Origin of the sequence: Azospirillum thiophilum (assembly GCF_001305595.1) — a bacterium.
Classification (GTDB): Bacteria; Pseudomonadota; Alphaproteobacteria; order Azospirillales; family Azospirillaceae; genus Azospirillum; species Azospirillum thiophilum.
In genome coordinates this window covers 281,500-304,159 of record NZ_CP012402.1, presented here as the reverse complement: position 1 = coordinate 304,159, position 22,660 = coordinate 281,500, and the positions used below count along the sequence as shown (strand labels likewise).

The 22,660-nt window shown below is 68.2% G+C and carries 21 protein-coding genes; 15 read left to right on the top strand and 6 right to left on the bottom strand.

Annotation, left to right across the window (positions count from 1 at the left end; all coding sequences use genetic code 11):
* Positions 1 to 4: 4 nt before the first annotated feature.
* Both AL072_RS15260 and AL072_RS15255 read right to left on the bottom strand, forming a co-directional pair.
* Complete coding sequence (locus tag AL072_RS15260) at positions 5 to 1,288, bottom strand: TRAP transporter large permease subunit (RefSeq protein ID WP_342669609.1); 1,284 nt, start codon at positions 1,286 to 1,288, stop codon at positions 5 to 7.
* Positions 1,285 to 1,770, bottom strand: coding sequence for a TRAP transporter small permease (locus AL072_RS15255; protein ID WP_045586193.1), 486 nt, complete (start codon positions 1,768 to 1,770; stop codon positions 1,285 to 1,287). The genes AL072_RS15260 and AL072_RS15255 overlap by 4 nt, the downstream gene beginning before the upstream one ends.
* A 421-nt stretch (positions 1,771 to 2,191) precedes the next feature.
* Between AL072_RS15255 and AL072_RS15250 the strand changes: the two genes are divergently transcribed.
* A complete protein-coding gene (locus AL072_RS15250) occupies positions 2,192 to 3,259 on the top strand; it encodes a LacI family DNA-binding transcriptional regulator (protein ID WP_200909865.1) in 1,068 nt (355 codons plus the stop codon).
* Positions 3,260 to 3,338: 79 nt separating this feature from the next.
* On the opposite strand, the gene AL072_RS15245 is transcribed toward AL072_RS15250, so the two are convergent.
* Entirely contained in the window at positions 3,339 to 4,400 is a 1,062-nt protein-coding gene (locus tag AL072_RS15245; protein ID WP_045586191.1) for an L-idonate 5-dehydrogenase, read from the bottom strand.
* 11 nt (positions 4,401 to 4,411) lie between these two features.
* Positions 4,412 to 5,359: a 2-hydroxyacid dehydrogenase gene (locus tag AL072_RS15240; protein ID WP_045586190.1), complete on the bottom strand. Its 948-nt coding sequence runs from the start codon at positions 5,357 to 5,359 to the stop codon at positions 4,412 to 4,414.
* A gap of 98 nt (positions 5,360 to 5,457) precedes the next feature.
* Here AL072_RS15240 and AL072_RS15235 point away from each other — a divergent pair, with 98 nt between their 5' ends.
* From AL072_RS15235 to AL072_RS15220, 4 genes are read left to right on the top strand one after another with little or no spacing between them, the layout of a single operon-like run.
* Complete coding sequence (locus AL072_RS15235; RefSeq protein ID WP_045586189.1) at positions 5,458 to 6,216, top strand: SDR family oxidoreductase; 759 nt, start codon at positions 5,458 to 5,460, stop codon at positions 6,214 to 6,216.
* Complete coding sequence (locus tag AL072_RS15230) at positions 6,185 to 6,727, top strand: gluconokinase (RefSeq protein WP_045586188.1); 543 nt, start codon at positions 6,185 to 6,187, stop codon at positions 6,725 to 6,727. The genes AL072_RS15235 and AL072_RS15230 overlap by 32 nt, the downstream gene beginning before the upstream one ends.
* The gene (locus AL072_RS15225) at positions 6,724 to 7,611 is read left to right on the top strand and encodes an NAD(P)-dependent oxidoreductase (RefSeq protein WP_045586187.1); all 888 of its coding nucleotides are present in this window, start codon (positions 6,724 to 6,726) and stop codon (positions 7,609 to 7,611) included. Before AL072_RS15230 ends, AL072_RS15225 begins: the two co-directional genes overlap by 4 nt.
* The gene (locus AL072_RS15220) at positions 7,608 to 7,940 is read left to right on the top strand and encodes a hypothetical protein (RefSeq protein WP_045586186.1); all 333 of its coding nucleotides are present in this window, start codon (positions 7,608 to 7,610) and stop codon (positions 7,938 to 7,940) included. The genes AL072_RS15225 and AL072_RS15220 overlap by 4 nt, the downstream gene beginning before the upstream one ends.
* Positions 7,941 to 8,153: 213 nt before the next feature.
* Here the strand turns inward: AL072_RS15220 and AL072_RS15215 are convergent, their stop codons facing one another.
* Positions 8,154 to 9,158, bottom strand: a complete 1,005-nt coding sequence (locus AL072_RS15215; protein WP_063840409.1) for a LysR family transcriptional regulator — start codon at positions 9,156 to 9,158, stop codon at positions 8,154 to 8,156.
* 309 nt (positions 9,159 to 9,467) lie between these two features.
* On the opposite strand from AL072_RS15215, the gene AL072_RS15210 reads away from it, so the two are divergent.
* The 10 genes from AL072_RS15210 to AL072_RS15165 all read left to right on the top strand — a co-directional run bounded on the left by AL072_RS15210 (position 9,468) and on the right by AL072_RS15165 (position 21,612).
* Positions 9,468 to 10,790: a M20 family metallopeptidase gene (locus tag AL072_RS15210; protein ID WP_045586185.1), complete on the top strand. Its 1,323-nt coding sequence runs from the start codon at positions 9,468 to 9,470 to the stop codon at positions 10,788 to 10,790.
* A gap of 41 nt (positions 10,791 to 10,831) precedes the next feature.
* On the top strand, positions 10,832 to 11,623 hold the full coding sequence (locus AL072_RS15205) for a class II aldolase/adducin family protein (RefSeq protein ID WP_045586184.1): 792 nt from the start codon (positions 10,832 to 10,834) through the stop codon (positions 11,621 to 11,623).
* Positions 11,624 to 11,709: 86 nt separating this feature from the next.
* Positions 11,710 to 13,365 (top strand): ABC transporter substrate-binding protein, encoded by a 1,656-nt coding sequence (locus AL072_RS15200; protein WP_052710491.1) that lies wholly within the window; start codon positions 11,710 to 11,712, stop codon positions 13,363 to 13,365.
* A gap of 164 nt (positions 13,366 to 13,529) precedes the next feature.
* Positions 13,530 to 14,510, top strand: coding sequence for an ABC transporter permease (locus AL072_RS15195; RefSeq protein ID WP_045586183.1), 981 nt, complete (start codon positions 13,530 to 13,532; stop codon positions 14,508 to 14,510).
* Entirely contained in the window at positions 14,507 to 15,349 is an 843-nt protein-coding gene (locus AL072_RS15190; protein WP_082109437.1) for an ABC transporter permease, read from the top strand. The genes AL072_RS15195 and AL072_RS15190 overlap by 4 nt, the downstream gene beginning before the upstream one ends.
* Positions 15,350 to 15,398: 49 nt before the next feature.
* Entirely contained in the window at positions 15,399 to 17,060 is a 1,662-nt protein-coding gene (locus AL072_RS15185) for an ABC transporter ATP-binding protein (protein WP_045586287.1), read from the top strand.
* The gene (locus AL072_RS15180) at positions 17,061 to 18,044 is read left to right on the top strand and encodes a ketopantoate reductase family protein (protein WP_045586182.1); all 984 of its coding nucleotides are present in this window, start codon (positions 17,061 to 17,063) and stop codon (positions 18,042 to 18,044) included. It abuts the gene before it with no gap.
* A 193-nt stretch (positions 18,045 to 18,237) separates the two neighbouring features.
* Entirely contained in the window at positions 18,238 to 19,479 is a 1,242-nt protein-coding gene (locus tag AL072_RS15175; RefSeq protein WP_045586181.1) for a Zn-dependent hydrolase, read from the top strand.
* 154 nt (positions 19,480 to 19,633) lie between these two features.
* Positions 19,634 to 20,698, top strand: coding sequence for a histone deacetylase family protein (locus AL072_RS15170; protein WP_045586180.1), 1,065 nt, complete (start codon positions 19,634 to 19,636; stop codon positions 20,696 to 20,698).
* Positions 20,695 to 21,612, top strand: coding sequence for a DMT family transporter (locus AL072_RS15165; RefSeq protein WP_045586179.1), 918 nt, complete (start codon positions 20,695 to 20,697; stop codon positions 21,610 to 21,612). The genes AL072_RS15170 and AL072_RS15165 overlap by 4 nt, the downstream gene beginning before the upstream one ends.
* Here the strand turns inward: AL072_RS15165 and AL072_RS15160 are convergent, their stop codons facing one another.
* Positions 21,613 to 22,638 (bottom strand): hypothetical protein, encoded by a 1,026-nt coding sequence (locus AL072_RS15160; RefSeq protein ID WP_045586178.1) that lies wholly within the window; start codon positions 22,636 to 22,638, stop codon positions 21,613 to 21,615.
* Positions 22,639 to 22,660 lie beyond the last annotated feature (22 nt).

The window sequence follows — 22,660 nt, the reverse complement described above, 5'->3', positions numbered from 1 at the left end:
TTGATTAGCCGGCGAAGAACTTCATCGGGGCGATGATGAGAGATGGGAACAGGATGAAGAGGATCAGCAGAAGCGAGTAAGCGGCGATGAACGGCAGCGCTCCCCTGACCGCGGTGCTCATCTGCGCATGGCCGACGCCGCAGACCACGTTGAGAACCGTTCCCACCGGCGGGGTGATGAGGCCGATCGACGTGTTGATCACGAACATCAATCCGAAATAGACCGGGTCGATTCCCGCCATTTTCACGATCGGCATGAAGAGCGGCACCAGGATCAGGATCGTCGGGCTCAGATCCATGACCATGCCGACCAGCAGCACGATCAGCATGATCACGGCCATCAGCACGCGCGGATGGTCGACCAGCGGGCCGAGAAGCAGCGCCAGCTGCTGGGGAAGCTGTGCCACCGTGATCAGCCAGGCGGCGACCATCGCGGCACCGACGAGGAACATCACCATGGCGGTGGACCGGCCGGCCACGATGAGAATGTCGTAGAAGCCCCGCAGGGTCAGCTCGCGGTAGACGAGCGTGGACACGGCGATGGCGTAGACGGCGGCGACCACCGCCGCTTCGGTCGGGGTGAAGATGCCGAAGCGGATGCCGCCGATGATGATGATCGGCAAAAGCAGCGCCCACACGCCGTCGCGCAGGGCGGCGAGGCGCTCCGCCGCCGTGGCGCGCGGCGTGGTCTCCACCGTCTCCTTGCGCATGATCATCCACCAGACGACCATCAGGGTCGCGCCCATCATGAGGCCGGGGGCGATGCCGCCGAGGAACAGCTTGGCGATGGAGATGTTTCCAGCCACGCCGATGATGATCAGCGGCAATGACGGCGGAATGACCGGCGCGATGATGCCGCCCGACGCCAGCAGGCCGATCGAGGCTCCTTCCGGATATCCGGACTTCCGCATCATCGGGTAGAGGATCGACACCAGCGCCGCCGCATCTGCCACGGCCGAGCCCGACAGGCCCGCCAGCAGAACCGAGGTGATGATCGCCACATAGCCCAGCCCGCCCTTGCGATGGCCGACCAGGGTCGCCGCCAGCTGGACGATGCGCCGCGACAGGCCGCCATGCGCCATCACCTCGCCGGCGACGAGGAAGAAAGGAACGGCGAGCAGCGGAAAGCTGTCGACGCCGTTCATCAGGGACTGGGTGAGCACATCGGCGCTGAACAAATCCATATGCAGCATCAGCGCCATGGAGGAGAGAAGCAGCGCGAAGGCGACCGGAAGCCCCGCCAGGATGCTGATGAGAAGAACCGAGAGAAACAGGATCAAAACCATCATTTGTTCTCCGGTGCGGTCTTGACGGTTTCCGGAGGGCCGAAAAGCCGCGAGATCGCCACGAACGCCATGAGGAGGCCGGAAACGGCGCCAGCCAGGTACATCACCCCGGTCGGCAGCCCGGTGAGCGGTGAAATGTTGCTCCAGTTCGCGATGGTCTGCCGTAAGGCGCCCCAAAAGAGCATCGAAACAGACACGAGAATGACGAGCCATGCGAAGCGGCGCAGGATGGGGACGGCCCGCGGAAAGAAGACCTCGGAAAATTCCGAGACCGCGAGATGCTCCCCCCGGCGCAATGCGACGACGGCGCCCAGCATCACCACCCAAACGAATCCCAGGCGGGACAGCTCGACGGACACCCGAAGTCCGGACGAAAAGCCGTACCGCATGACCACGTTGGTAAACACCAGGACGATCATCGACGCCATCAGTATTGCCATGATGGCGTCGATCCAGGTCCAGAGGAACGACACAAGTCGGCCCATGGCACTCCCCCCTTTTGTATTCTTCTCCTGCCCTGATTACCGTGCTGTGCACTTGACAACCGGGCATACCTTAAACTGGACATCCAGTGTTATCGATAACACCGGACTCGTCAAGGGGGAATGGAGCCGCAGGGAGCCAATTTATCGGTGGCGCGCGTGCTCCGCCAAGTTGGAACCAGGATCAACGATGCAAGCGGTCGCCGGGCTTGAGGCCGGTCCCGATCCAATGATATCTATGACTGATTCTTCGTGCCAAAGCGCCACGGTATGATATCGTTAACACCCGCGACAGGAAAATCAGTTTCTGTGGATGGCAGCGATGGTGGGCAGCCGTCCGCGACACCCGTCGACGACGCCATCACCGGCAAGCCGTGATTTTCGGTGACTGCCCAAGCCAGATGCCCCAAGCCAGAAGAGGCACATGACCAAACGCCGAGCAAAACCCACGATGCGCGATGTGTCGCGCCTGGCCGGTGTATCCACCATGACGGTGTCGCGTGTCCTCACCGACCCCAGCCTGGTGGCGGAGGAAACCCGGCAGCGCGTCCTCCAGGCGGTGGAGCAGTTGCGCTATGTTCCGGACCGGGTGGCGGGCAGCCTGTCGTCGCGTCGAAGCGGGTTCGTCGCACTGATCCTGCCGACTCTCATGAACTCGAACTTCGCCGACACTGCGCAGGCGTTGAGCGAGGGACTGCACAGCGCAGGCTACCAGCTGCTCATCGGCTACACGCTCTACCGGCTCGACGAGGAGGAGCGCGTCATCCAATCCGTGCTGACGCGGCGTCCGGAAGCGATCGTGCTGACCGGGATCGAGCATTCCCGGAAGACAACGGGGATGCTCTTCGAGGCCGGCGTGCCGGTGGTGGAAATCTGGGATCTGCAGGACCGGCCCATCGACTATGTGGTGGGCTATTCCAACTTCGAGGTCGGCCGCGCCGCGGCCCATCATCTCGTCGGGCTGGGGCACCGGCGGGTCTGCGCCGTCGGCCCCTGCGACACCGGGGAGGCGCGCGATTTCCGCGCCGAACAGCGGCTGGCCGGCTTTGCCGCCGGCTTGCGGGAAACAGGCACGCCCGACGATCTGATCTTCCGGCACTCCCATGTCCCGCTGTCCTTCACCGAAGGGGCCGACGCGATGGAAATGGTGGCCCGTGAAGCCCCGGACGTGGAGGCCATCTTCGCAGCGTCGGACCTGCACGCCGTCGGCGTGCTGATGGAGTGCCAGCGGCGCTCGATCCGCGTGCCGGACGACCTGTCCATCATGGGCTTCGGCGATTTCGAGATCGGCCGGCAGTGCGTTCCGTCGCTGACGACGATGCGGGTCGATGCGCGGGCGATCGGCCTCAGGACCGCCGAGGTGATCCTTGGAGCCCTCGGCGTGCAGCCGTCCGAGGAGAGCCAGTCCCCGGACCGTCCGACGAGGGTTCACGACCTGGGATTCGAGGTGCTCACCCGCGGCAGCACGCGCCCTGGAAAATGGAAGCGATGATACTGACCGGCGGTTGATAGGGTGGGCGGCGGCGGGGGGCACCCCGCCGCCATCGTCGCCGACCCGATCAGCGACCGCTTCAGGCCTGCAGGCTGGAGCTGGAAAGCGACGGGTCGAAGGCGATCTGCACCTTCATCGCCCGGCCGCGGTCGGAGGCGAGGTCGAAGGCCGCGCGGGCGTCGGGCAGCGCAATGGTGTGGGAGATCAGCGGCTTGACGTCGATCAGGCCCTTGCGCATCAGATCGACACCGATGGCGAATTCCTCGTGGAAGCGGAAGGAACCGCGCAGTTCAAGCTCCTTGGCGGTGATCGCCATCATCGGCAGCGACATGTCGCCGCCGAGGCCGAGTTGGACGATCACCCCGCGCGGCCTGAGCGCCCCGATCCCGGCCGTGAGCGCGGCAGCCGCGCCGGAACATTCATAGAGCACGTCGAAGGTGCCCTTGTCGGCCGAATAGGCCGAGAGCGCCTCCGGCTCCTCCCTCGAATTGATCACGCGGTCGGCTCCCGCGGCTTTCGCGATGTCGAGCGTGAAGTCCATCAGGTCGACCGCCACGATCTCGCCAGCGCCGGCGCGGCGCGCGGCGAGGATCGACAGCACGCCGATCGGACCGCAGCCCGTCACCAGCACCCGTTTCCCCAGGAGATCGCCGGCCCGCCGCGTGGCATGCAGGGCCACGGCGAGCGGTTCGGCCATCGCCGCCTCGCCGGCGCTGAGCCCGTCGGCCGGAACGCATTGGACGGCATCGGCGACCAGGGTTTCCCGGAAGGCCCCCTGGATGTGGGGAAAGGGCATGGCGCTGCCGTAGAAGCGCATGTTGAGACACTGGTTGTGCAGGCCCTGCTGGCAGTAGCGGCAGGTCCGGCAGGGCCGCGATGGCGACACCGAAACCAGCTGGCCGACCTCCAGCCCGGTGACGCCGGGACCGATCTTCGCAACCCGGGCCGAAACCTCGTGACCGAGGATCATCGGCTGTTTCAACCGGACGGCCCCAAAGCCGCCATGCTGGTAATAATGCAGGTCGCTGCCGCAGATGCCGCCTGCGGCGACCGCAAGCCCGACCTCGCCTTCAGCCGGCTCCGCATCGGGATGGTCCTCGATGCGGAGATCCTTCGCGGAATGGGCGACGATGGCTTTCATGGACGATCTCCTCAGAGAACCGGGGTCGGAAGCGGCTGCCCGGCGAACTGGGCGGCGATGTTGTCGCGGACGAGCTGGCCCATGGCCTTGCGCGTCTCGATCGTGCCCGACGCGTGGTGAGGCTGGAGCAGCACGTTGTCGAGGGCCAGGAAGCGCGGATTGAGCTTCGGCTCGCCTTCGAAGACGTCCAGGGCGGCCGAGCCCAGCGTCTTGGCTTCGAGCGCGTCGAGCAGCGCCTCCTCGTCGATGTTGGACGCGCGGGATATGTTGATCAGCATCCCATCCGGCCCGAGCGCGGCGATCACGTCGCGGTTGATGATGTGACGGGTGGCGGCAGATGCGGCAAGCGTCACGAACAGAAAGTCCGAGCGCTCCGCGAGGGCGACCGCATCCGCGACATACTCCATGCCCGCCGCATAACTCTTCGGACCGACGTCGCTATAGGCGATCTGCATACCGAACCCCTGGAGGCGCTTGGCCACCTCGAAGCCGATGCGGCCCAGCCCGACGATGCCGGCGCGCCGGCCCCAGACGCGGCGCTTCAGCGGATAGAGGCCCTTGGCCGCCCAATCGCCGTTCCTGACCCAGCCTTCCGCGCCGATCATCCCGCGCGACTGGCAGAGCATCATCGCGACGCCGAGATCGGCAACGTCGTTCGTCAGGACATCGGGGGTGTTGGTCACCCGGATGCCGCGTTCGCGGCAGGCATCCAGATCGACGGCGTCATAGCCGACGCCATAGACCGCGACGATCTCCAGCTTCGGGCAGGCCTCGATCATGGCGCGGTTGGCGCCAAGCTCGCCCCGCGTCGCGATGGCGCGGACCGACGGCCCGACCTGGGCCAGGAAGGCCGCCTTGTCGACCGCCTCGAAATAGCGGTGCGTCCGGTAGGCTTCGTTCAGCGGGCCCTCGTCCCAGTCCGGATAGGGGCCCACCTGCAGGATATCGGGTTTTTCCATTTTAGTTTCCTCCCTCGGAAAGCTCTTGACCGTCGTGTTATCGATAACATAAACAGGGGTTGCGATGCCTGTCGAGGCAAAAAAATCGGGAGGAAACGGTGTCTCTGGAACTTTTCAGCCTGAAAGGCCGGCGCGCCCTCGTGACCGGCTCTTCGCAGGGCATCGGGCTCGCCCTGGCCAAGGGGCTTGCCGCGGCCGGCGCGGCGGTGGTCCTGAACGGCAGGGATGGCGACAAGCTGGCGCGGGCCGCCGCGCAGATCGGCCAGGACACCGACATCCTGGCCTTCGACGTGACCGACCACCAGGCCGCGCGCGAGGCGGTCGACCGGTTCGAGGTGGAAAGCGGGCCGATCGACATTCTCGTCAACAATGCCGGCATGCAATTCCGTGCGCCGCTGGAAGAGTTCCCGGCCGACGCCTTCGAGCGCCTGATGCGGACCAACGTCTCCAGCGTCTTCAATGTCGGGCAGGCCGTCGCCCGCCATATGATCGGCCGCCGGGCCGGCAAGATCATCAACATCGCCAGCGTCCAGACCACGCTGGCCCGCCCGTCCATCGCCCCCTACACCGCGACCAAGGGCGCGGTCGGCAACCTGACCAAGGGCATGGCGACCGACTGGGCGCGCTACGGCCTCCAGTGCAACGCGATCGCGCCGGGATATTTCGACACTCCCCTCAACGCCGCTCTGGTCGCCGATGCGGACTTCTCGGCCTGGCTCGAGAAGCGGACGCCGGCAGGACGCTGGGGCCGGGTCGAGGAACTGGTCGGCGCCTGCGTGTTCCTGGCTTCCGAAGCCTCCTCTTTCGTGAATGGGCATGTGATCTATGTCGACGGCGGCATCACGGCTTCGCTCTAGCGCGGGCGGCGTCAGCCGCTTCGTGCTGATGGGGGTATCGGGCTGCGGAAAATCCTCGGTCGGGAGTGCGCTGGCCGAGAGGCTTGGTGCCACCTACGTCGATGGGGACGATCTTCATCCCGAACCCAACATCCGCAAGATGGGCGCCGGCCTCCCGCTCTCCGACGAGGATCGCTGGCCCTGGCTCCTCCGCGTCGGCCAGGTGCTGGCCCAGGACGGGGCGATGACCTTCATCGGCTGTTCGGCGCTCAAGCGCGCCTATCGCGACAGGATTCGCGAGACGACCGGCAAGCCGGTGCGCTTCATCCACCTGGCGGGAGCCAAGGACCTGATCCTGGCACGCATGAATGCCCGACCAGGCCATTTCATGCCATGCTCGCTGCTCGACAGCCAGTTCGCGGCGCTGGAGCCGCCAACGGCCGACGAAGGCGCCGTTATCGTTAACATCGACCAGCCACTTGACCATATCGTCACGGCTGTGATCGCAGCGTTGGAGGAGGGGGAGCGATGAGCAGGACGATTGCGCTGATCGGCGCGGGAGCCATGGGCAGCGCCATCGGTGCGCGATTTCTGGAGACCGGCAACAGCCTGATCGTCTTCGATCTCGATCCCGCGAAGATCACCGTGCTGGAGGCGAAGGGTGCCGTCGCGGCCACCAGTGCCGCCGAGGCGGCACACTCGGCCGATTGCGTCATTCTCAGCCTCAATTCGCCCGGGATCGTCCGTGCCGCCGCGTTCGGTCCGGGCGGCGTCGCCGGGGGCGCGAAACCCGGGACGCTGATCGTCGACATGTCCTCGATCGATCCCGACGCGACCAGGGCGCTTGCCGCCGATGCGGCGGACAAGGGACTGCGCTGGGTCGACAGCCCGCTATCGGGCGGGGCGCCGAAGGCCCACATCGGCCAGCTCACCCTGATGGTCGGCGGGGCGGATCGCGACGTGGCCGACGCCCGGGAAGTGCTCAAGGACGTCGCGAGCAACATCACCCACATGGGACCGTCCGGCGCCGGCCAGACGACGAAGCTGATCAATCAGGTTCTGTGCGGGCTGAACTTCCTGGCGGTGGCCGAGGCGACCCAGCTGGCCATCGACGCCGGCGTCGATGCCGCCAGGATCCCCATGGCGCTGAAGGGAGGCAGGGCCGACAGCGCCATCCTCCAGGAATACATGCCGCGCTATGTCGCCAAGGATTACCGCCGTACCGGCCGCATCGACAACATGGTCAAGGATCTCAACGGAGCCCAGGACCTCGCGCGGCGCACCGGCACCGCCATGCCGCTGACCGCCGTCTGCGCGGAGGTGCACCGCATGCTGACCGCCGCCGGCCTCGGCGGGGAGGATCAGGCGGCGCTGATGGAGTTCTTCAAGGGCGCAAAGAAGGAGATTCCGCAATGATCACGCGTTTTGCCCTGTTCGAGGGCACGGTCAAGCCCGGCCAGACCGAGGCCTTCCGGGCGGCGGTGCTGGAGAGCATCCTGCCGAGATGGAAAGCTCTCCCCGGCGCGCTGGATGTCCGCGTGGCCTTCACGGAAGACCGCGATGCCGGCGCGCCGGAAATCCCACTGATCCTGGCGATCAACTATCCCGACCGCGAGACGGTCGAGACGGCACTGGCAAGCCCGGAGCGCGAGAAGGCGAAGGAAGCAACGGAGGCCGTGCTGGCCCGCTACTTCGATGGCCGCATCCATCATCACGTCACGCTGGCCAACGAATTTCCCCTCTGAGCAGCTTGCGTGTGACAGGCGGATCGGTTGACGGTGGGGAGCATCGTGGCAACGGCTCCCCTTCCCTCCCCGCCCAGCTCATGGCGCAGCCGGGGATCGCATTGGACGCTGACTTCCAACCGATTTAGGCTCCAACGTCGACGGGGACGGTTCCGGCTGCCGGTGGCGAAGCAGCTGCTGCTGGAGCGATTACCACAGCACCTCTGACAGCCTCTAAGGCGAGGCCGCATCCCCCGCCAAACCGCCCGACGCCCCTGCCAGTTCCCGTGCCGGCGCGGTCGCGATGCCGTTCTGCAGATATTCCAGGAAGGCCCGCTCTGCACGGTTCAGCTTGGCCTGTTCGTTCCAGATCAAATGGACGTTGACCGGGGCGATGCCTTCATAGGGCGGCAGTTCCCACAACATCCCGTCATCCACGTCGCGCGCGGCGATGTGCTCCGGCAGGGGGCCGATGCCGAGGCCGCACAGGATCATGCGCCGCACTTCCTCCAGATTGGCGGAGGAAGCGACGACGCGGCCGGCGAAGCCCTCTCTCGCGCGGAACAGGGTCAGCGGCGACAGCGCCCCGTCGATCTGGTCGGAGGTGAAGGACACGAAGCTCTCGTGCCGCAATTCCGCGATGTCGATGTCGCGCTGGCCGAACAGGCGGAAATCCGGGCCGCAATAGAGCCGGTAGGTCTGGCGCAGGAAGACCTGGCTGGACAAGCCGGGGATCGGCTCGCGCAGCAGGCAGATCGCCATGGCGCCGACCCGCTGCTGCAAGGCGATGTGCGCGTCGGCCGAGGCCATGACGTCGATGCGGAAAGTCACCAGCGGGTACATCCGGTGGAATTCCCGCAGCGACCGGTCGAGCAACGGGGTCTGGATGCGGCTGGTCATCAGGATATGGACATGGCCGCTGATCTCGTCCTTGGCGTCGCGCACCAGGGCGCCCAGGCGCGACACCGTGGCGTGGATCGTCACCGCCTCGTCATAGACCTGCTCGCCGGCGGCGGTGACGATGAAACGGCCGGGGCCACGGTCGATCAGCGTGCGGCCCAACTGCTCCTCCAGCCGCTTGAGGGCAAGGCTGACCGCCGGCTGCGTCAAAAACAGGCGGACGGCGGCCCGCGTGATGCTCCCCTCCTGCACGATCACCATGAAGGTGCGCAGCAGGTTCCAGTCCATCTGTTGGCCCAGACGGGCCAAAGCCTGCCGTTCCGCCTCGGTTTCGTTCACCGCACTCCCCTCTTTTCCGCTGCCCTTATGCGATGCAGGCACCTGTCCGCCCAAATTCTACGCACATGATCGCCCACTGAGCAACTGCGACATAAATCAAACTCATGATCGAAATGAAAAATGCTTATTTGCGTCATCGCTTTCATCACCGCCTAATCGACACATGGCGGCTTTCAAACATCGCCACGCCAGAACAACTCAGACCCCCGCCATGGCGGCCATATCCATTTGATATGGGCCGCATCGCAATTGCTTCGTCTTTTTCCAGCGGCCCGCGCGACCGTCCCGCAGCGGCGAAAAGGATTTGGAATGACACGGGAACCGGAACACCGTCTCGACCATGCGTTGCCGGACGCCGGCCTGCGTGCCGCGATCCTGGAGGCGGCGGACGCCATGCAGGATGATTGCGTGGCCCTGCTGTCCGATCTCGTGCGCCAGCCGTCGCTGCTGGGGGACGAGGCCGGGGCGCAGGCGCTGATGGCCGACCGCTTCGCCGCGCTGGGGCTGGAGGTCGACCGGTTCGAGGTGGACGAGGATGCCATCTCCCGCATGCCCGGCTTCTCGCCGCCTGTCCGCCCCGGCGCCTATGCCGGCCGCGAGAATGTCGTCGGCATCCACAGGCCGCGCGAGGCCAAGGGCCGCTCACTGATCCTGAACGGCCACATCGACGTGGTGCCGACTGGACCGGCCGAATTGTGGACCGCCCCGCCCTTCGAACCGCGCATCGCCGAAGGCCGCCTCTACGGCCGCGGGGCCGGCGACATGAAGGCGGGAATCGCCGCCTACACCGCAGCCTTCGCCACGCTGCGCAAGCTGGGCTACCAGCCCGCCGCCCCGGTCTATCTGCAGTCGGTGATCGAGGAGGAATGCACCGGCAACGGCGCGCTCGCCTGCCTGCACCGCGGCTACCGCGCCGACGCAGCGGTGATCCCGGAGCCGTTCAACCATTCCATCTCCATCGCCCAGGTCGGGGTGATGTGGCTGCGGCTGGTGCTGACCGGCACGCCGGCCCATGTGCTCGACACCTCGGCCGGCACCAATGCCATCGAGGCAGCCTATGCGCTGGCCGCCCACCTGAAGGCGCTGGAGGTGCGGTGGAACGAGCCGGCCTGCCGCCATCCGGCCTTCTGCGGCCATGCCCATCCCGTCAACATCAATCTCGGCCGGATCGAGGGCGGCGAGTGGCCGTCGTCAGTCCCGACGCGCTGTGCGCTCGACCTCCGGCTCGGCTTCTTCCCCGGGCAGGAGCCGGAGGCGGTCCGCGCCGAGGTGACCCGGGCGGTGGAGCAGGCCCGCTCCACCGACCCGGCACTCGCCGGCGTCGGCATCGAGCTGGTGTGGAACGGCTTCCAGGCCGCCGGCTGCGAGATCGACCCGGCCCACCCGCTGGTGACCATGCTGGCCGACAGCCACCGCGCGGTGCGCGGCGGCGACCCGGAACTGGTGGCGCTGACCTGCACCACCGACGCCCGCTTCTTCCAGCTCTACGGCGACACCCCCGCCACCTGCTACGGCCCGGAGGCGACGCGCATCCACGGCATCGACGAATCGGTGTCGCTGGACAGCCTCCGCGACGTGACCCGCGTGCTGGCACTGTTCATCGCCGGCTGGTGTGGCCTGGAACCCGTCTGATCCGTCTTTCGCAAGCCCCTCATTCCACGAGACGCCGCCCGATGATCGCCGCAAAGCTGACCGCAAACGCCGCCCACCCGCCGCGCGCCACCCGCGACTGTTCCGACGTCGAGTGGAAGGCCCGCACCGATCTGGCCGCCGCCTACAAGCTGTTCGACCGGCTGGGCATGACCGACCTGATCTACACCCACATGTCGGCCCGCATCCCCGACACCCCCGACCATTTCCTGATCAACCCCTATGGGCTGATGTTCCACGAGGTGACGCCCGACAACCTCGTGAAGGTCGACATCGACGGCAATCTGGTGGACGAGCGCGAGGGCGACGCCATCAACCCGGCCGGCTTCACCATCCACAGCGCCGTCCATCACGCCCGCCCCGACGTCGGCGCCGTCATCCACCTGCACACCGATGCCGGCATGGCGGTCAGCGCCCAGGCCGACGGGCTGCTGCCGATCACCCAGCATTCGCTGCGCTGGTACAACCGCATCGCCTACCACACCTACGAGGGCATCGCGCTCGATCTGGCAGAGCGCGAGCGGCTGGTCGCCGACCTTGGCAGCCACCACAGCATGATCCTGCGCAACCACGGCCTGCTGACCGTCGGCCAGGACGTCGCCGAGGCGGCGGTGCTGATGTACTACCTGGAACAGGCCTGCAAGCAGCAGGTGATGGCGCTGGCCGGCGGCCGTCCGCTGGTCTACCCCGCTCCGGAGGTGTGCGAGCACACCGCCCAGCAATATGAACGCGCCTATCCCCGTGCCGGCGTCCTCGAATGGGATTCGCTGCTGCGCTGGCTGGACGGCACCACCGGCCCGACCGGGCCGCGGTGAACATCGGTCGACACCCCCCGGCCAAGAACAATCGACACGACAGGGTCGCTGACCACACCGACAACTTCTGGAGACGAGGACACCCGATGACACGACGCCTTTCCGGTATCCCCGCCAGCTTCCAACGCGGTTTCCGCCGCAGCGTCCACCGCGCCGCCGCCGCCGGCCTGCTGGCAGCATCGCTCGCAATTCCCGGCACGGCCGCGCTGGTCGCCGCCCCGGCCATGGCGCAGGAAACGCCCGTCCGCGGCGGTGTCCTCAACTCCATCGTCCAGCCCGAGCCCCCGACCCTGATGCTGGGCCTGAACCAGCAGGGCCCGACCCAGACGGTCGCCGGCAAGATCTACCAGGGCCTGCTGACCTACGACCAGAAGCTGAACCCGCTCCCCTCGCTGGCCGAGAGCTGGACGGTGTCGCCGGACGGCCTGACCTACACCTTCAAGCTGTTCCAGAACGTGAAGTGGCATGACGGCAAGCCCTTCACCGCCAAGGACGTCGTCTTTTCCACCTCCAAGTTCCTGATGGAGGTGCATCCGCGTGCCCGCGCCGTGTTCAGCCGCTGCGAGAGCATCACCGCGACCGACGATTACACCGTCGAGTTCAAGCTGAAGGAACCGTTCCCGGCATTCATCCAGTCCTTCGAGGTGTCGTCCGCCCCGATGATCCCCGCCCATCTCTACGAGGGCACCGATTATCGCGCCAACCCGGCCAACAACACCCCCATCGGCACCGGCCCGTTCAAGCTGAAGGAATGGGTGAAGGGCAGCTACATCCAGCTCGTCCGCAACGACGAGTATTTCAAGAAGGACCTGCCCTATCTCGACGGCATCACCTTCCGCGTGATCCCGGACGCCGCCAGCCGCTCGCTGGCGCTGGAAAGCGGGCAGGTGCAGCAGACCCAGTACAGCGACCTGGAGCCCTTCGAGGTTCCACGCATGAAGGCGCTGCCCAACCTGACCATGACCACCGCCGGCTACGAATTCGTCGCGCCGATGTCGTGGCTGGAGATCAACCATCGGGTCAAGCCGCTGGACGACAAGCGGTTCCGCAAGGCGATCGCCTACGCCATCGACCGCAAGTTCATCCGCGACAAGATCTGGTTCGGCCTGGGCCGCGTGCCGACCGGCCCGATCAATTCGGTCGTCAAGTTCTATGACCCGAAGGTCACGACATACGAGCAGAATCTCGACAAGGCCAAGTCCCTGCTGGACGAGATGGGGCTGAAGCCCGACGCCAAGGGCGTGCGCGCCACCGTCAAGCTGATGCCGATGCCCTATGGCGAGACCTGGACCCGGCTGGGCGAGTATCTGAAGCAGGCGCTGGCCAAGGTCGGCGTCAGCGTCGTCCTGGAAAGCACCGACGCCGCCGGCTGGGCACAGCGCGTCTCCAACTGGGACTACGAGATCACCACCAACTTCCTCTACCAGTACGGCGACCCGGCGCTGGGCGTCGCCCGCACCTACATCTCGTCGAACATCCGCAAGGGTGTGCTGTTCACCAACACCATGGGCTATTCCAACCCGAAGGTGGACGAGCTGTTCGCCAAGGCCTCGCAGGAGATCGACCCGGCCAAGCGCCAGGAGCAGTACAGCGAGGTCCAGCGCATCCTGTCCGACGACCTCCCGGTCGTCTGGCTGCTGGAGATGGAGTTCCCGACCTTCCTCGACAAGCGGGTGAAGAACGCCAACACCACCGCCATCGGTGTCAACGACACCTATGAGAGCGTCTGGCTGGCGAAGTAACGAGACGCACTGCTTCCCCCTCCCTGGCCCTCCCCCGCTTTGCGGGAGAGGGGACTGCCGCCGAATCGCAAATCCGCCCCCCTCCCGTAAAGCGGGAGAGGGAGGGATCCGCGGCGAAGCCGTGGGAGGGAGGGGGGCATCGTCCGCAAGTTAGGAATCTGCCCATGCTGGGATTCGCCCAACTCTTCGCGAGCCGCCTGGTCAAGGCCGCCGCGATCCTGATCGCCATCGTGGTGATGAACTTCTTCCTCGTCCACGCAGCCCCCGGCGACCCGGCCATGGTGATGGCCGGCGAAGCGGGAGCCGCAGACGAGAGATTCGTGGCGCAGCTGCGCGGGCAGTTCGGGCTCGACCGGCCGCTCCACGAACAGCTCGCCACCTATGTCGGCAAGATCGTGCAGGGCGATCTCGGCTTCTCCTACCGGCAGCAGCGGCCGGTCTGGGACATCCTGGCGGAACGGCTGCCGGCGACGCTGGTGCTGACGCTGACCGCCTTCCTGCTGGCGCTGGCGCTGGGCGTCGCGCTCGGCACGCTGGCGGCGGTGACGGTCGGCACCTGGGCCGACAGTGCGATCACCGTGGTCGCCCTGCTCGCCTACGCCACGCCGATCTACTGGATCGGCCTGATGCTGAGCCTGCTGTTCTCCATCCAGCTCGGCTGGCTGCCGGCCTTCGGCTATGAGACCATCGGTGCCGGATACACCGGCTTCGCCCATGTCGCCGACGTGGCCGCCCACCTGATCCTGCCGGTCATCACGCTGGCGCTGTTCTACATGGCGGGCTATGCGCGCCTCACCCGCGCCTCGATGCTGGAGGTGCGCGGCCTCGATTTCATCAAGACCGCCAAGGCCAAGGGCCTGTCGCAGAGCCGCATCGTCACCCGCCACGTCCTGCGCAACGCCATCCTGCCGGTCATCACCGTGGCCGGCATCCAGGCCGGGCAGCTGGTCGGCGGCTCCATCCTGATCGAAACCGTGTTCGCCTGGCCCGGCATCGGCCGGCTGGCCTTCGAGGCGGTGCTGCAACGCGACTATCAGGTGCTGCTCGGCATCTTCCTGGTCACATCGATCATGGTGATCCTCTTCAACATCCTGACCGACATCCTCTACGGCCTCGTCGATCCCCGGATTCAGGTGTCCCAATGATGAAGTCGGATTTCTGGCGGGCCTTCGCCCGCAACAAGGGCGCCGTCCTGGGCCTCGTCCTCCTCGCCGCCATCGTGGCGCTGGCGGCCTTCGCCTCCATCCTGTTCCCCGCCGACCCGTGGGAGATGGCGACGGCTCCCTTCCAGCCGCCGCTGTCGGAGGATGCGCTGCTCGGCTCCGACATGCTGGGGCGCGACATCGCGTCGGGCATCGCCCACGGCGCGCGGGTGTCGCTGCTGATCGGCCTGACCTCCACCGCCGCGGCGCTCGCCATCGGCGTCACGCTGGGGGCGCTGGCCGGCTTCCATGGCGGGCGGGTCGACGACGCCATCATGCGCTTCACCGAGCTGTTCCAGACCATCCCGAACTTCGTGCTGGCGGTGGTGCTGGTCGCCATCTTCACCCCAAGCCTGACCACCATCGTGCTCGCCATCGCCGTCGTCAGCTGGCCGCCGCTGGCCCGGCTCGCCCGCGCCGAATTCCTCAGCCTGCGCTCACGCGAGTTCGTGCAGGCCGCCATCACCACCGGCCAGAGCAACGGCACCATCATCCTGCGCCAGATCCTGCCCAACAGCCTGTCGCCGATCATCGTCTCGGCCTCGCTGATGGTGGCGACCGCGATCCTGCTGGAAAGCTCGCTGAGCTTCCTCGGCCTCGGCGATCCCAACGCGATGAGCTGGGGCTACATGATCGGCGCCGCCCGCACGGTGATCCGTCAGGCCTGGTGGATGAGCGTCTTCCCCGGGCTGGCCATCGTGCTGACCGTGCTGGCGCTGAACCTCGTCGGCGAGGGGCTGAACGACGCCCTGAACCCGAAGCTCGCCCGGTCGCGGGGCTGAGCCGATGAGCCAGTCCGAATTGACCCGCACCCTGCCGGAGTCCGCCGCCATGACCACGCCTCTCCTCGACGTGCGCGGCCTCAGCATCGCGCTGCCGCCGGGCGCCGACCGTCCGCTGGCGGTGGAGGATCTGACCTTCACCCTGAACCCGGACGAGATCCTCTGCGTGGTCGGCGAGTCCGGTTCCGGCAAGTCGATGACCGCGCACGCCATGATGGGCCTGCTGCCCGCCCCGCATGTCCGGGTATCCGGCGGCAGCCTGCTGTTCAAGGGCCGCGACGTGCTGGCCATGCCGGAGGCGGAGCAGCGTTCCCTGCGCGGGGGCCGCATCGCCATGGTGTTCCAGGAGCCGATGACCGCGCTGAACCCGCTGATGCGGGTCGGCCGCCAGATCGCCGAGAGCTTGCGCGAACACACCGACCTGCCGGCCCAGGCCCGCAACGCCCGCGTGGTGGAGCTGCTGGCCCAGGTCGGCCTGCCCAACCCGGCGGAGCTGGCCGACGCCTACCCCTTCCGCCTGTCGGGCGGCCAGCGCCAGCGCGTGATGATCGCCATGGCGCTGGCCTGCCAGCCCGACATCCTGATCGCCGACGAGCCGACCACCGCGCTGGACGTCACCACCCAGAAGCAGATCCTCGACCTGATCCGCTCGATCCAGGCCGAACGCCACATGGGCATGATGTTCATCACCCATGATTTCGGCGTGGTGGCGGAGATCGCCCACCGGGTCGCGGTGATGCGCCATGGCAGGATGGTGGAATACGGCCCGGCGGCGGACGTGCTGAACCGGCCGCAGCATCCCTACACCCGGCAGCTGATCGCCTCGGTCCCGCATTACATCGAGCATCGCGACGACCACGCCAGGGCCGGCGCGCCGCTGCTGGTCGCCGACAAGGTGCGCAAGGTCTTCAATGTCGGCGGCGGCCTGTTCAAGAAGTCCAAGCAGGTGGTGGCCGGCGACGACCTGTCGCTGACCATCCATCCCGGCGAGACGGTCGGGCTGGTCGGCGAGTCGGGTTCCGGCAAATCGACGCTGGGCCGCTCCATCGTCGGGCTGATCAAGCCGGATTCGGGGCGCATCCTGTTCGAGGGCACCGACCTGCTGGCGCTCGACCGCAAGGGCTTCCGGCCCTACCGGCGGGCGGTGCAGATGGTGTTCCAGGATCCCTACGCCTCGCTGAACCCGCGCCACCGCGTCGGCGACATCGTGGCGCAGGGGCCGGTGGCCTTCGGCGAGGACCGGAGCAAGGCGCTGGCCCGCGCGCGGGAACTGCTGGCGATGGTCGGGCTCGACGGCTCGGCCGCCGAGCGCTACCCGCACGAATTCTCCGGCGGCCAGCGCCAGCGCATCGGCATCGCCCGCGCGCTCGCCATGGAACCCAGGCTGCTGGTGGCGGATGAGCCGGTCTCGGCGCTCGACGTCTCGGTGCAGGGACAGGTCCTCGAACTGCTGGACGACATCCGCAAGCGGCTGAACCTCGCCATGCTGTTCATCACCCACGATCTGCGCGTCGCCGCCCAGGTCTGCGACACCATCGCCGTCATGCGGCGCGGCAGGATCGTCGAGATGGGAACCGCGCGGGAGGTCTTCACCCACCCGAAGGACGCCTACACCCGCAGCCTGCTCGACGCCATTCCCGGCAAGGCGTGGCACATCCCCGACGACCTGCAGGCCGGCAAGGCGCAAGCCGGCCGGGCGGGAGCGCACTGAATGAAGGTCGCCATCATCGGGGCCGGCGCGGTCGGCGGGCTGCTGACCGCCCGGCTGGGCGCCACCGACGCCGAGGTCACGCTGGTCGCCCGGCCGAACGCGGCATCCGCGATCCGCCGCAACGGCCTGACCATGGTGACGCCGCTGAACCGCGTTGCCCGAATCACTCCGCGCGTCACCGACGACAGCCTGTCGCTAGGGCCGCAGGACGTGGTGTTCCTCTGCGTCAAGGCGCATGCGCTGCGCGGCACCATCGACACGCTGGCGCCGCTGCTCGGCCCCGAGACCGCCATCGTGCCGATGATCAACGGCGTTCCCTGGTGGTATCCGCACCGCCAGCCGGAACCGCTGGCCGACCGGCCGCTCGCCAGCGTCGATCCCGACGGGCTGCTCTGGCGCTCGATCGATCCCGACCGGGTGGTCGGGGCGACGACCTTCGTCGCGGTCGAGGGCGACGGCCCCTGCCGCCTGCGCCATGTCAGCGACCAGCGCTTCGTCTTTGGCGATGCGGCCGACCGGGACAATCCGGCGGTGGACCGCATCGTGACCCTGTTCGGGCAGGCGGGGTTCCAGCCGGCCAGGACCGCCGACATCCGGCAGGCGATCTGGGTGAAGCTGTGGGGCAACCTCGCCTTCAATCCCTTGAGCGTGCTGACCGGATCGACGCTCGGCCGGCTGTGCAACGACCCCGGCACGCGGGAGGCCGGCCGCGCCATGATGCTGGAGGCCAAGGAGGTCGCCGAGCGGCTGGGCGTCGCCTTCGCCACCAGCGTGGACGAGCGCATCGCCATGGCCGCCGGTGTCGGCGACTTCAAGACCTCGATGCTCCAGGACTATGAGGCCGGCCGCCGGCTGGAGCTGGACGCGATCCTGGGATCGGTCATCGAGCTGGCCGAGCGCACCGGCGTCGCGGTGCCGATGCTGCGCGCCGTGCTGGCGATGGTCGACCTGAAGGCGCGGGAGCGGCGGGAGGCGGCGGCTTAAGTTGGCCCACTCAACCGATGCCCCCTCCCCATCCCTCCCCCGCTTCGCGGGAGAGGGGGTAGGACGCTTGCCGGCGTGAACTTTTCGCGAAGCGGCGGAGTTCCCTCTCCCGCGAGAGCGGGGGAGGGTTAGGGAGGGGGCAACCGCAACACCCACTCCTCCAGAAACCAACAAACCCCACCCGGAGCCACCCATGTCCCTCCCCTCCAACCTGCCGATCGATGGCGACCGCCTGTGGGACAACCTCGCCGAGATGGCGAAGATCGGCGCGACGCCCAAGGGCGGCAGCTGCCGCCTCGCCCTGTCCGACGAGGACAAGGCCGGCCGCGACCTGTTCGTCTCCTGGTGCGAGGCCGCCGGCTGCACCGTGACGGTCGACCGCATCGGCAACATCTTCGCCCGACGCGCCGGCCGCGACCCCAGCCTGCCGCCGGTGGTGATGGGCAGCCATCTCGACACCCAGCCGACCGGCGGCCGCTTCGACGGCGTGTTCGGCGTGCTGGCGGCGCTGGAGGTGGTGCGCTCGCTGAACGACCGCGGGGTCGAGACGCTGCACCCGGTCGAGATCGCGGTGTGGACCAACGAGGAGGGATCGCGCTTCTCCCCGCCGATGATGGGATCGGGCGTCGTCACCGGCGTCTTCGCCCTGGACGAGATCCTCGACAAGGTGGCGCAGGACGGGGCGCGGCTGGGTGATGAGTTGGTCCGCACCGGCTATGCCGGCGAGGCGGCGGTCGATCACCCGATGCACGCCTATCTTGAGGCCCACATCGAGCAGGGTCCGGTGCTGGAGGTCGAGGGCAAGGAGATCGGCGTCGTCACCGGCGCCCAGGGCCAGCGCTGGTACGAGGTGACGGTGACGGGGGTCGAGGCCCATGCCGGCCCGACGCCGATGCGCCTGCGCCGCGACGCGCTGGTCGCCGCCTCCACCATGGTGCAGGCGGTGCAGCAGGTCGGGCTGGAGACGGCGGGCGATCCTTGCGCCACTGTCGGCATCCTCGACGTCCATCCGCATTCGCGCAACGTCATCCCCGGCCGGGTCTTCTTCACCGTCGACCTGCGCCACCCGGATGCCGACACGCTGGCCGACATGGACCGCCGCTTCCGCGCCGCCGTCGCCGCGATCGCCGAACGGAACGGGGTGAGCGCCGAGATCGCCGATTTCTGGCACTTCCCGCCGACGCCCTTCTCGGCGGAGCTGGTCGACCGGGTGCGCGACGCCGCGGCGGGCTTCGGCTTCAGCCACCGCGACATCGTGTCGGGCGCCGGCCACGACGCGGTCTATGTCGCGGGCAAGGTGCCGACCGCGATGATCTTCATCCCCTGCGAGGACGGCATCAGCCACAACGAGGTCGAGAACATCGCCCCCGCCGACGGGGCCCGCGGTGCCGCCGTGCTGTTCGAGGCGCTGGTCGCCACCGCCGGGCGGCCGTAAAGGCGCCGGCCCTTGCCCCCACCCTGACCCTCCCCCGCTGGGCGGGGGAGGGGATGCGCCCTTTCCCTCCCCTGCCCAGCGGGGGAGGGAGGGACCCGCGCGGCAGCGTGGGAGGGTGGGGGCACCACGTCCACAAGTCTCCCGGAGTCCTCCCATGAAGTTCGTCCACCATCCCGACACCGCCCTGCACCGCCCCGCCACCTACTTCAACAAGGGGCTGCTGCGCGCCCTGCCGGAGAAGCCGGAACGGGTCGGCGCGCTGGCCTCGCTGATCGAAAGCCGTGGGGAGCAGCTGATCCGTCCCGACGATTACGGCCCGGCCCCGCGCGCCGCAATCCACACCCCGGCCTATCTGGCGTTCCTGGAGACAGCCCATGCGCGCTGGGTGGCGGCCGGCGACATGGGCGAGGTGGTGCTGCCCAACGTCCACCGGATGCAGGCCTCGCCCAACTACCCCACCGGCATCGTCGGACAGGCGGGCTGGCACATGTTCGACACCGCCTGCCCGATCGGCGCCGGCACCTGGGCCGCCACCTGCGCCGCGACCAACGCCGCCATCCATGCGGCGAAGCTGGTCGCCACCGGGGCCGACCGCGCGGCCTACGCGCTGTGCCGGCCGCCGGGTCACCATGCCACCCGCGACATGGCCGGCGGCTTCTGCTACCTGAACCATGTCGCCATCGCCGCCGAATCGGTGCTGCCGCTGCTGCGCGCCCAGGGCCGGCCGGCGCGGGTCGCCATCATCGACGTCGACGTCCATCACGGCAACGGCACGCAGGACATCTTCTATGACCGCGACGACGTCTATTTCGTCTCGGTCCATGGCGATCCGGCGGAGTTCTATCCGCACATGGCCGGCTACGCCCAGGAGCGCGGCACCGGCCGCGGCGAGGGCTACACCCTGAACCTGCCGCTGCCCATCGGCAGCGACGAGGCAACCGTGCTGGCGACCATCGGCCATGGGCTGGCGGAGATCGGGCGCTTCGCCCCCGACATGCTGTTCGTCTCGCTCGGCTTCGACACCTTCATCGACGACCCGCTGGCCGCCTTCGGCGTCACCACCCCCGGCTTCGCCCGGATGGGCGCGCTGATCGCCGCCGCCGGCCTGCCGACGGTGCTGGTGCAGGAGGGCGGATACGCCATCGACGCGCTGTCCGCCAACCTGTCCAGCTTCCTGGATGGCTTCGGGGACGGCTTCGGCGGCAAGGCCGCGGCATGACGGCAATCGCCGCCGCCGGGGCGGGCCGCGATCCGGTCAAATACATCCTGATCGCCGCCATCAGCCTGTTCTGGGGCCTGAACTGGCCGGCGGTGAAGACCATCCTGACCCAGATGCCGATCTTCAGCCTGCGCGCCATCGGCTTCACCGCCGGGGCGGTGCTGCTGCTGGGAGCGGCGAAGCTGGCCGGGCACCGGCTGCGGGTCGAGCGGGCGGAATGGCCGGCGCTGGCGGCGGGCGGCCTGTGCAACGTGCTGGTCTTCAACCTCTGCACCGCGCTGGGCCAGAGCCTGATGCCGACCTCGCAGGCGGCGATCATCGCCTTCACCATGCCGGCCTGGGCGACGCTGCTGGCGATCCCGCTGCTGGGGGAGCGGCCGGGGCGGCGGCAGATCGTCGGGCTGGCCTGCGGGCTGGCCGGGCTGCTGGTGCTGCTGGGGCCGGAGGCGCTGTCCGCCCCCCCATCGGCGCTGGCGTCGGCGTTGGCCGGACCGGCGGTGATGCTGGTGGCGGCGCTGGCCTGGGCGCTCGGCACCATCGTGATGAAGCGGCGGGTCTGGCGCAGCAACCCGATGGTCATCACCGGCTGGCAGTATGTCCTCTGCGCCCTGCCGATGATCGTGCTGGCGGGGAGCGAGGCGCGGCCGGCTCTGTCCGAGCTGCATGCCGCGGTGTGGGCCGGCTTCGCCTGGCACATCGTCTGCTCGATCTGCGTCGCGCAGGCGCTGTGGTACGTCACCGTCCGCCGCCTGACCGTGGGAGAGGCGGCGGTCAGCACCCTGCTGATCCCAGTGGTCGGGGTCGGCGGCGCCGTGCTGCTGCTGGGCGACCCGGTGACCCCGCGGCTGGCGGCGGCGCTGGTGCTGATCCTCGCCGCCGTCGCCTGCGTGCTGATCAGGCCGGCGAAGCGCTGATCAGACCGTACCCACCCGGCGGCAGCGCCGCTTCATCCGGGCGATCGCCTCGGCAGCGCGGTCGCCGGTGAGGTCGAAGCCGCGTTCGTCGAGCAGCAGCCCGTCGGAGTTGAAGGCCCGGACCTGCAACCCGTCGGGCGTCTCCTCCACCGTCAGGTCGAGGATGCCGTCGCCGGTCTCGTTGCCGGTGATGTCGAGGAAGTCGTCGACCTCGTCGAAGTTGGCGTCGAGATCGTCCGGCCACACCCCTTCGGCGGTGAAGTCGAGCAGGTCGTTCAGCCCGCCGACCGGCTCGCAGCGCCGCACCCGCGGGTCGGCGGCCGACACCGCCTCGGCGAAGGCGGCCATCGCCTGGCGGATGCGCTCCTGCTCGATGGGGTCGGGCTCCACGTCCTCCGGCTCGCCGCCGAAGCCGAGATTCAGCGGATCGGGCATCCCCTCGCCCGCCTGCTCCGGATCCTCCTCCATCACCAGCCCGACGACGCCGACGAGGCGGGTGCCGCCCTCCTCCGGATCGGCCAGCAGATCCTGTTCGCGGACGAAGGCCTCGGCCTCCGCCGCCGAGGAGAGCAGGCGGCGCAGCAGGACGCGGCGGTCGGCCGCCTCCAGGTAGGACAGCGGTTCCGGGTCGAGCCACAGCGGCAGCAGCCGCATGTCGGTGGCCTTCTCCAGCAGCCCGGCCGAATCGAGCCCCCGCTCGATGGTGTCGACCGGCGGCGGCGCGTCCAGCCGTCCCTCGACCTCCAGCACCAGCCAGAACAGCGTCGTCATGATCGGGTCGCCATGCTCGTCGGTGCCCATCACCGCTTCGGCGAAGGTCTCGACCTCGTCGAGGAAGTCGTAACCCTCCTCCTCGCGCATCTTGCCCAGCGCCGCCTCGATCACGCCCTGGCGGTTGGCGTCGAGCACCTCGTCCAGCAGCGCCGGGAAGCGCTCGTCGTTGTTGCGCCACAGCCGGACCAGCCGGTCGGCCGGCGTCCCGGCAAATTGGCCGCCCTTGCCGTTGGCCCCGTCCTTCTTCGCCATGATGCGCCCGTTCCTTTCTGAC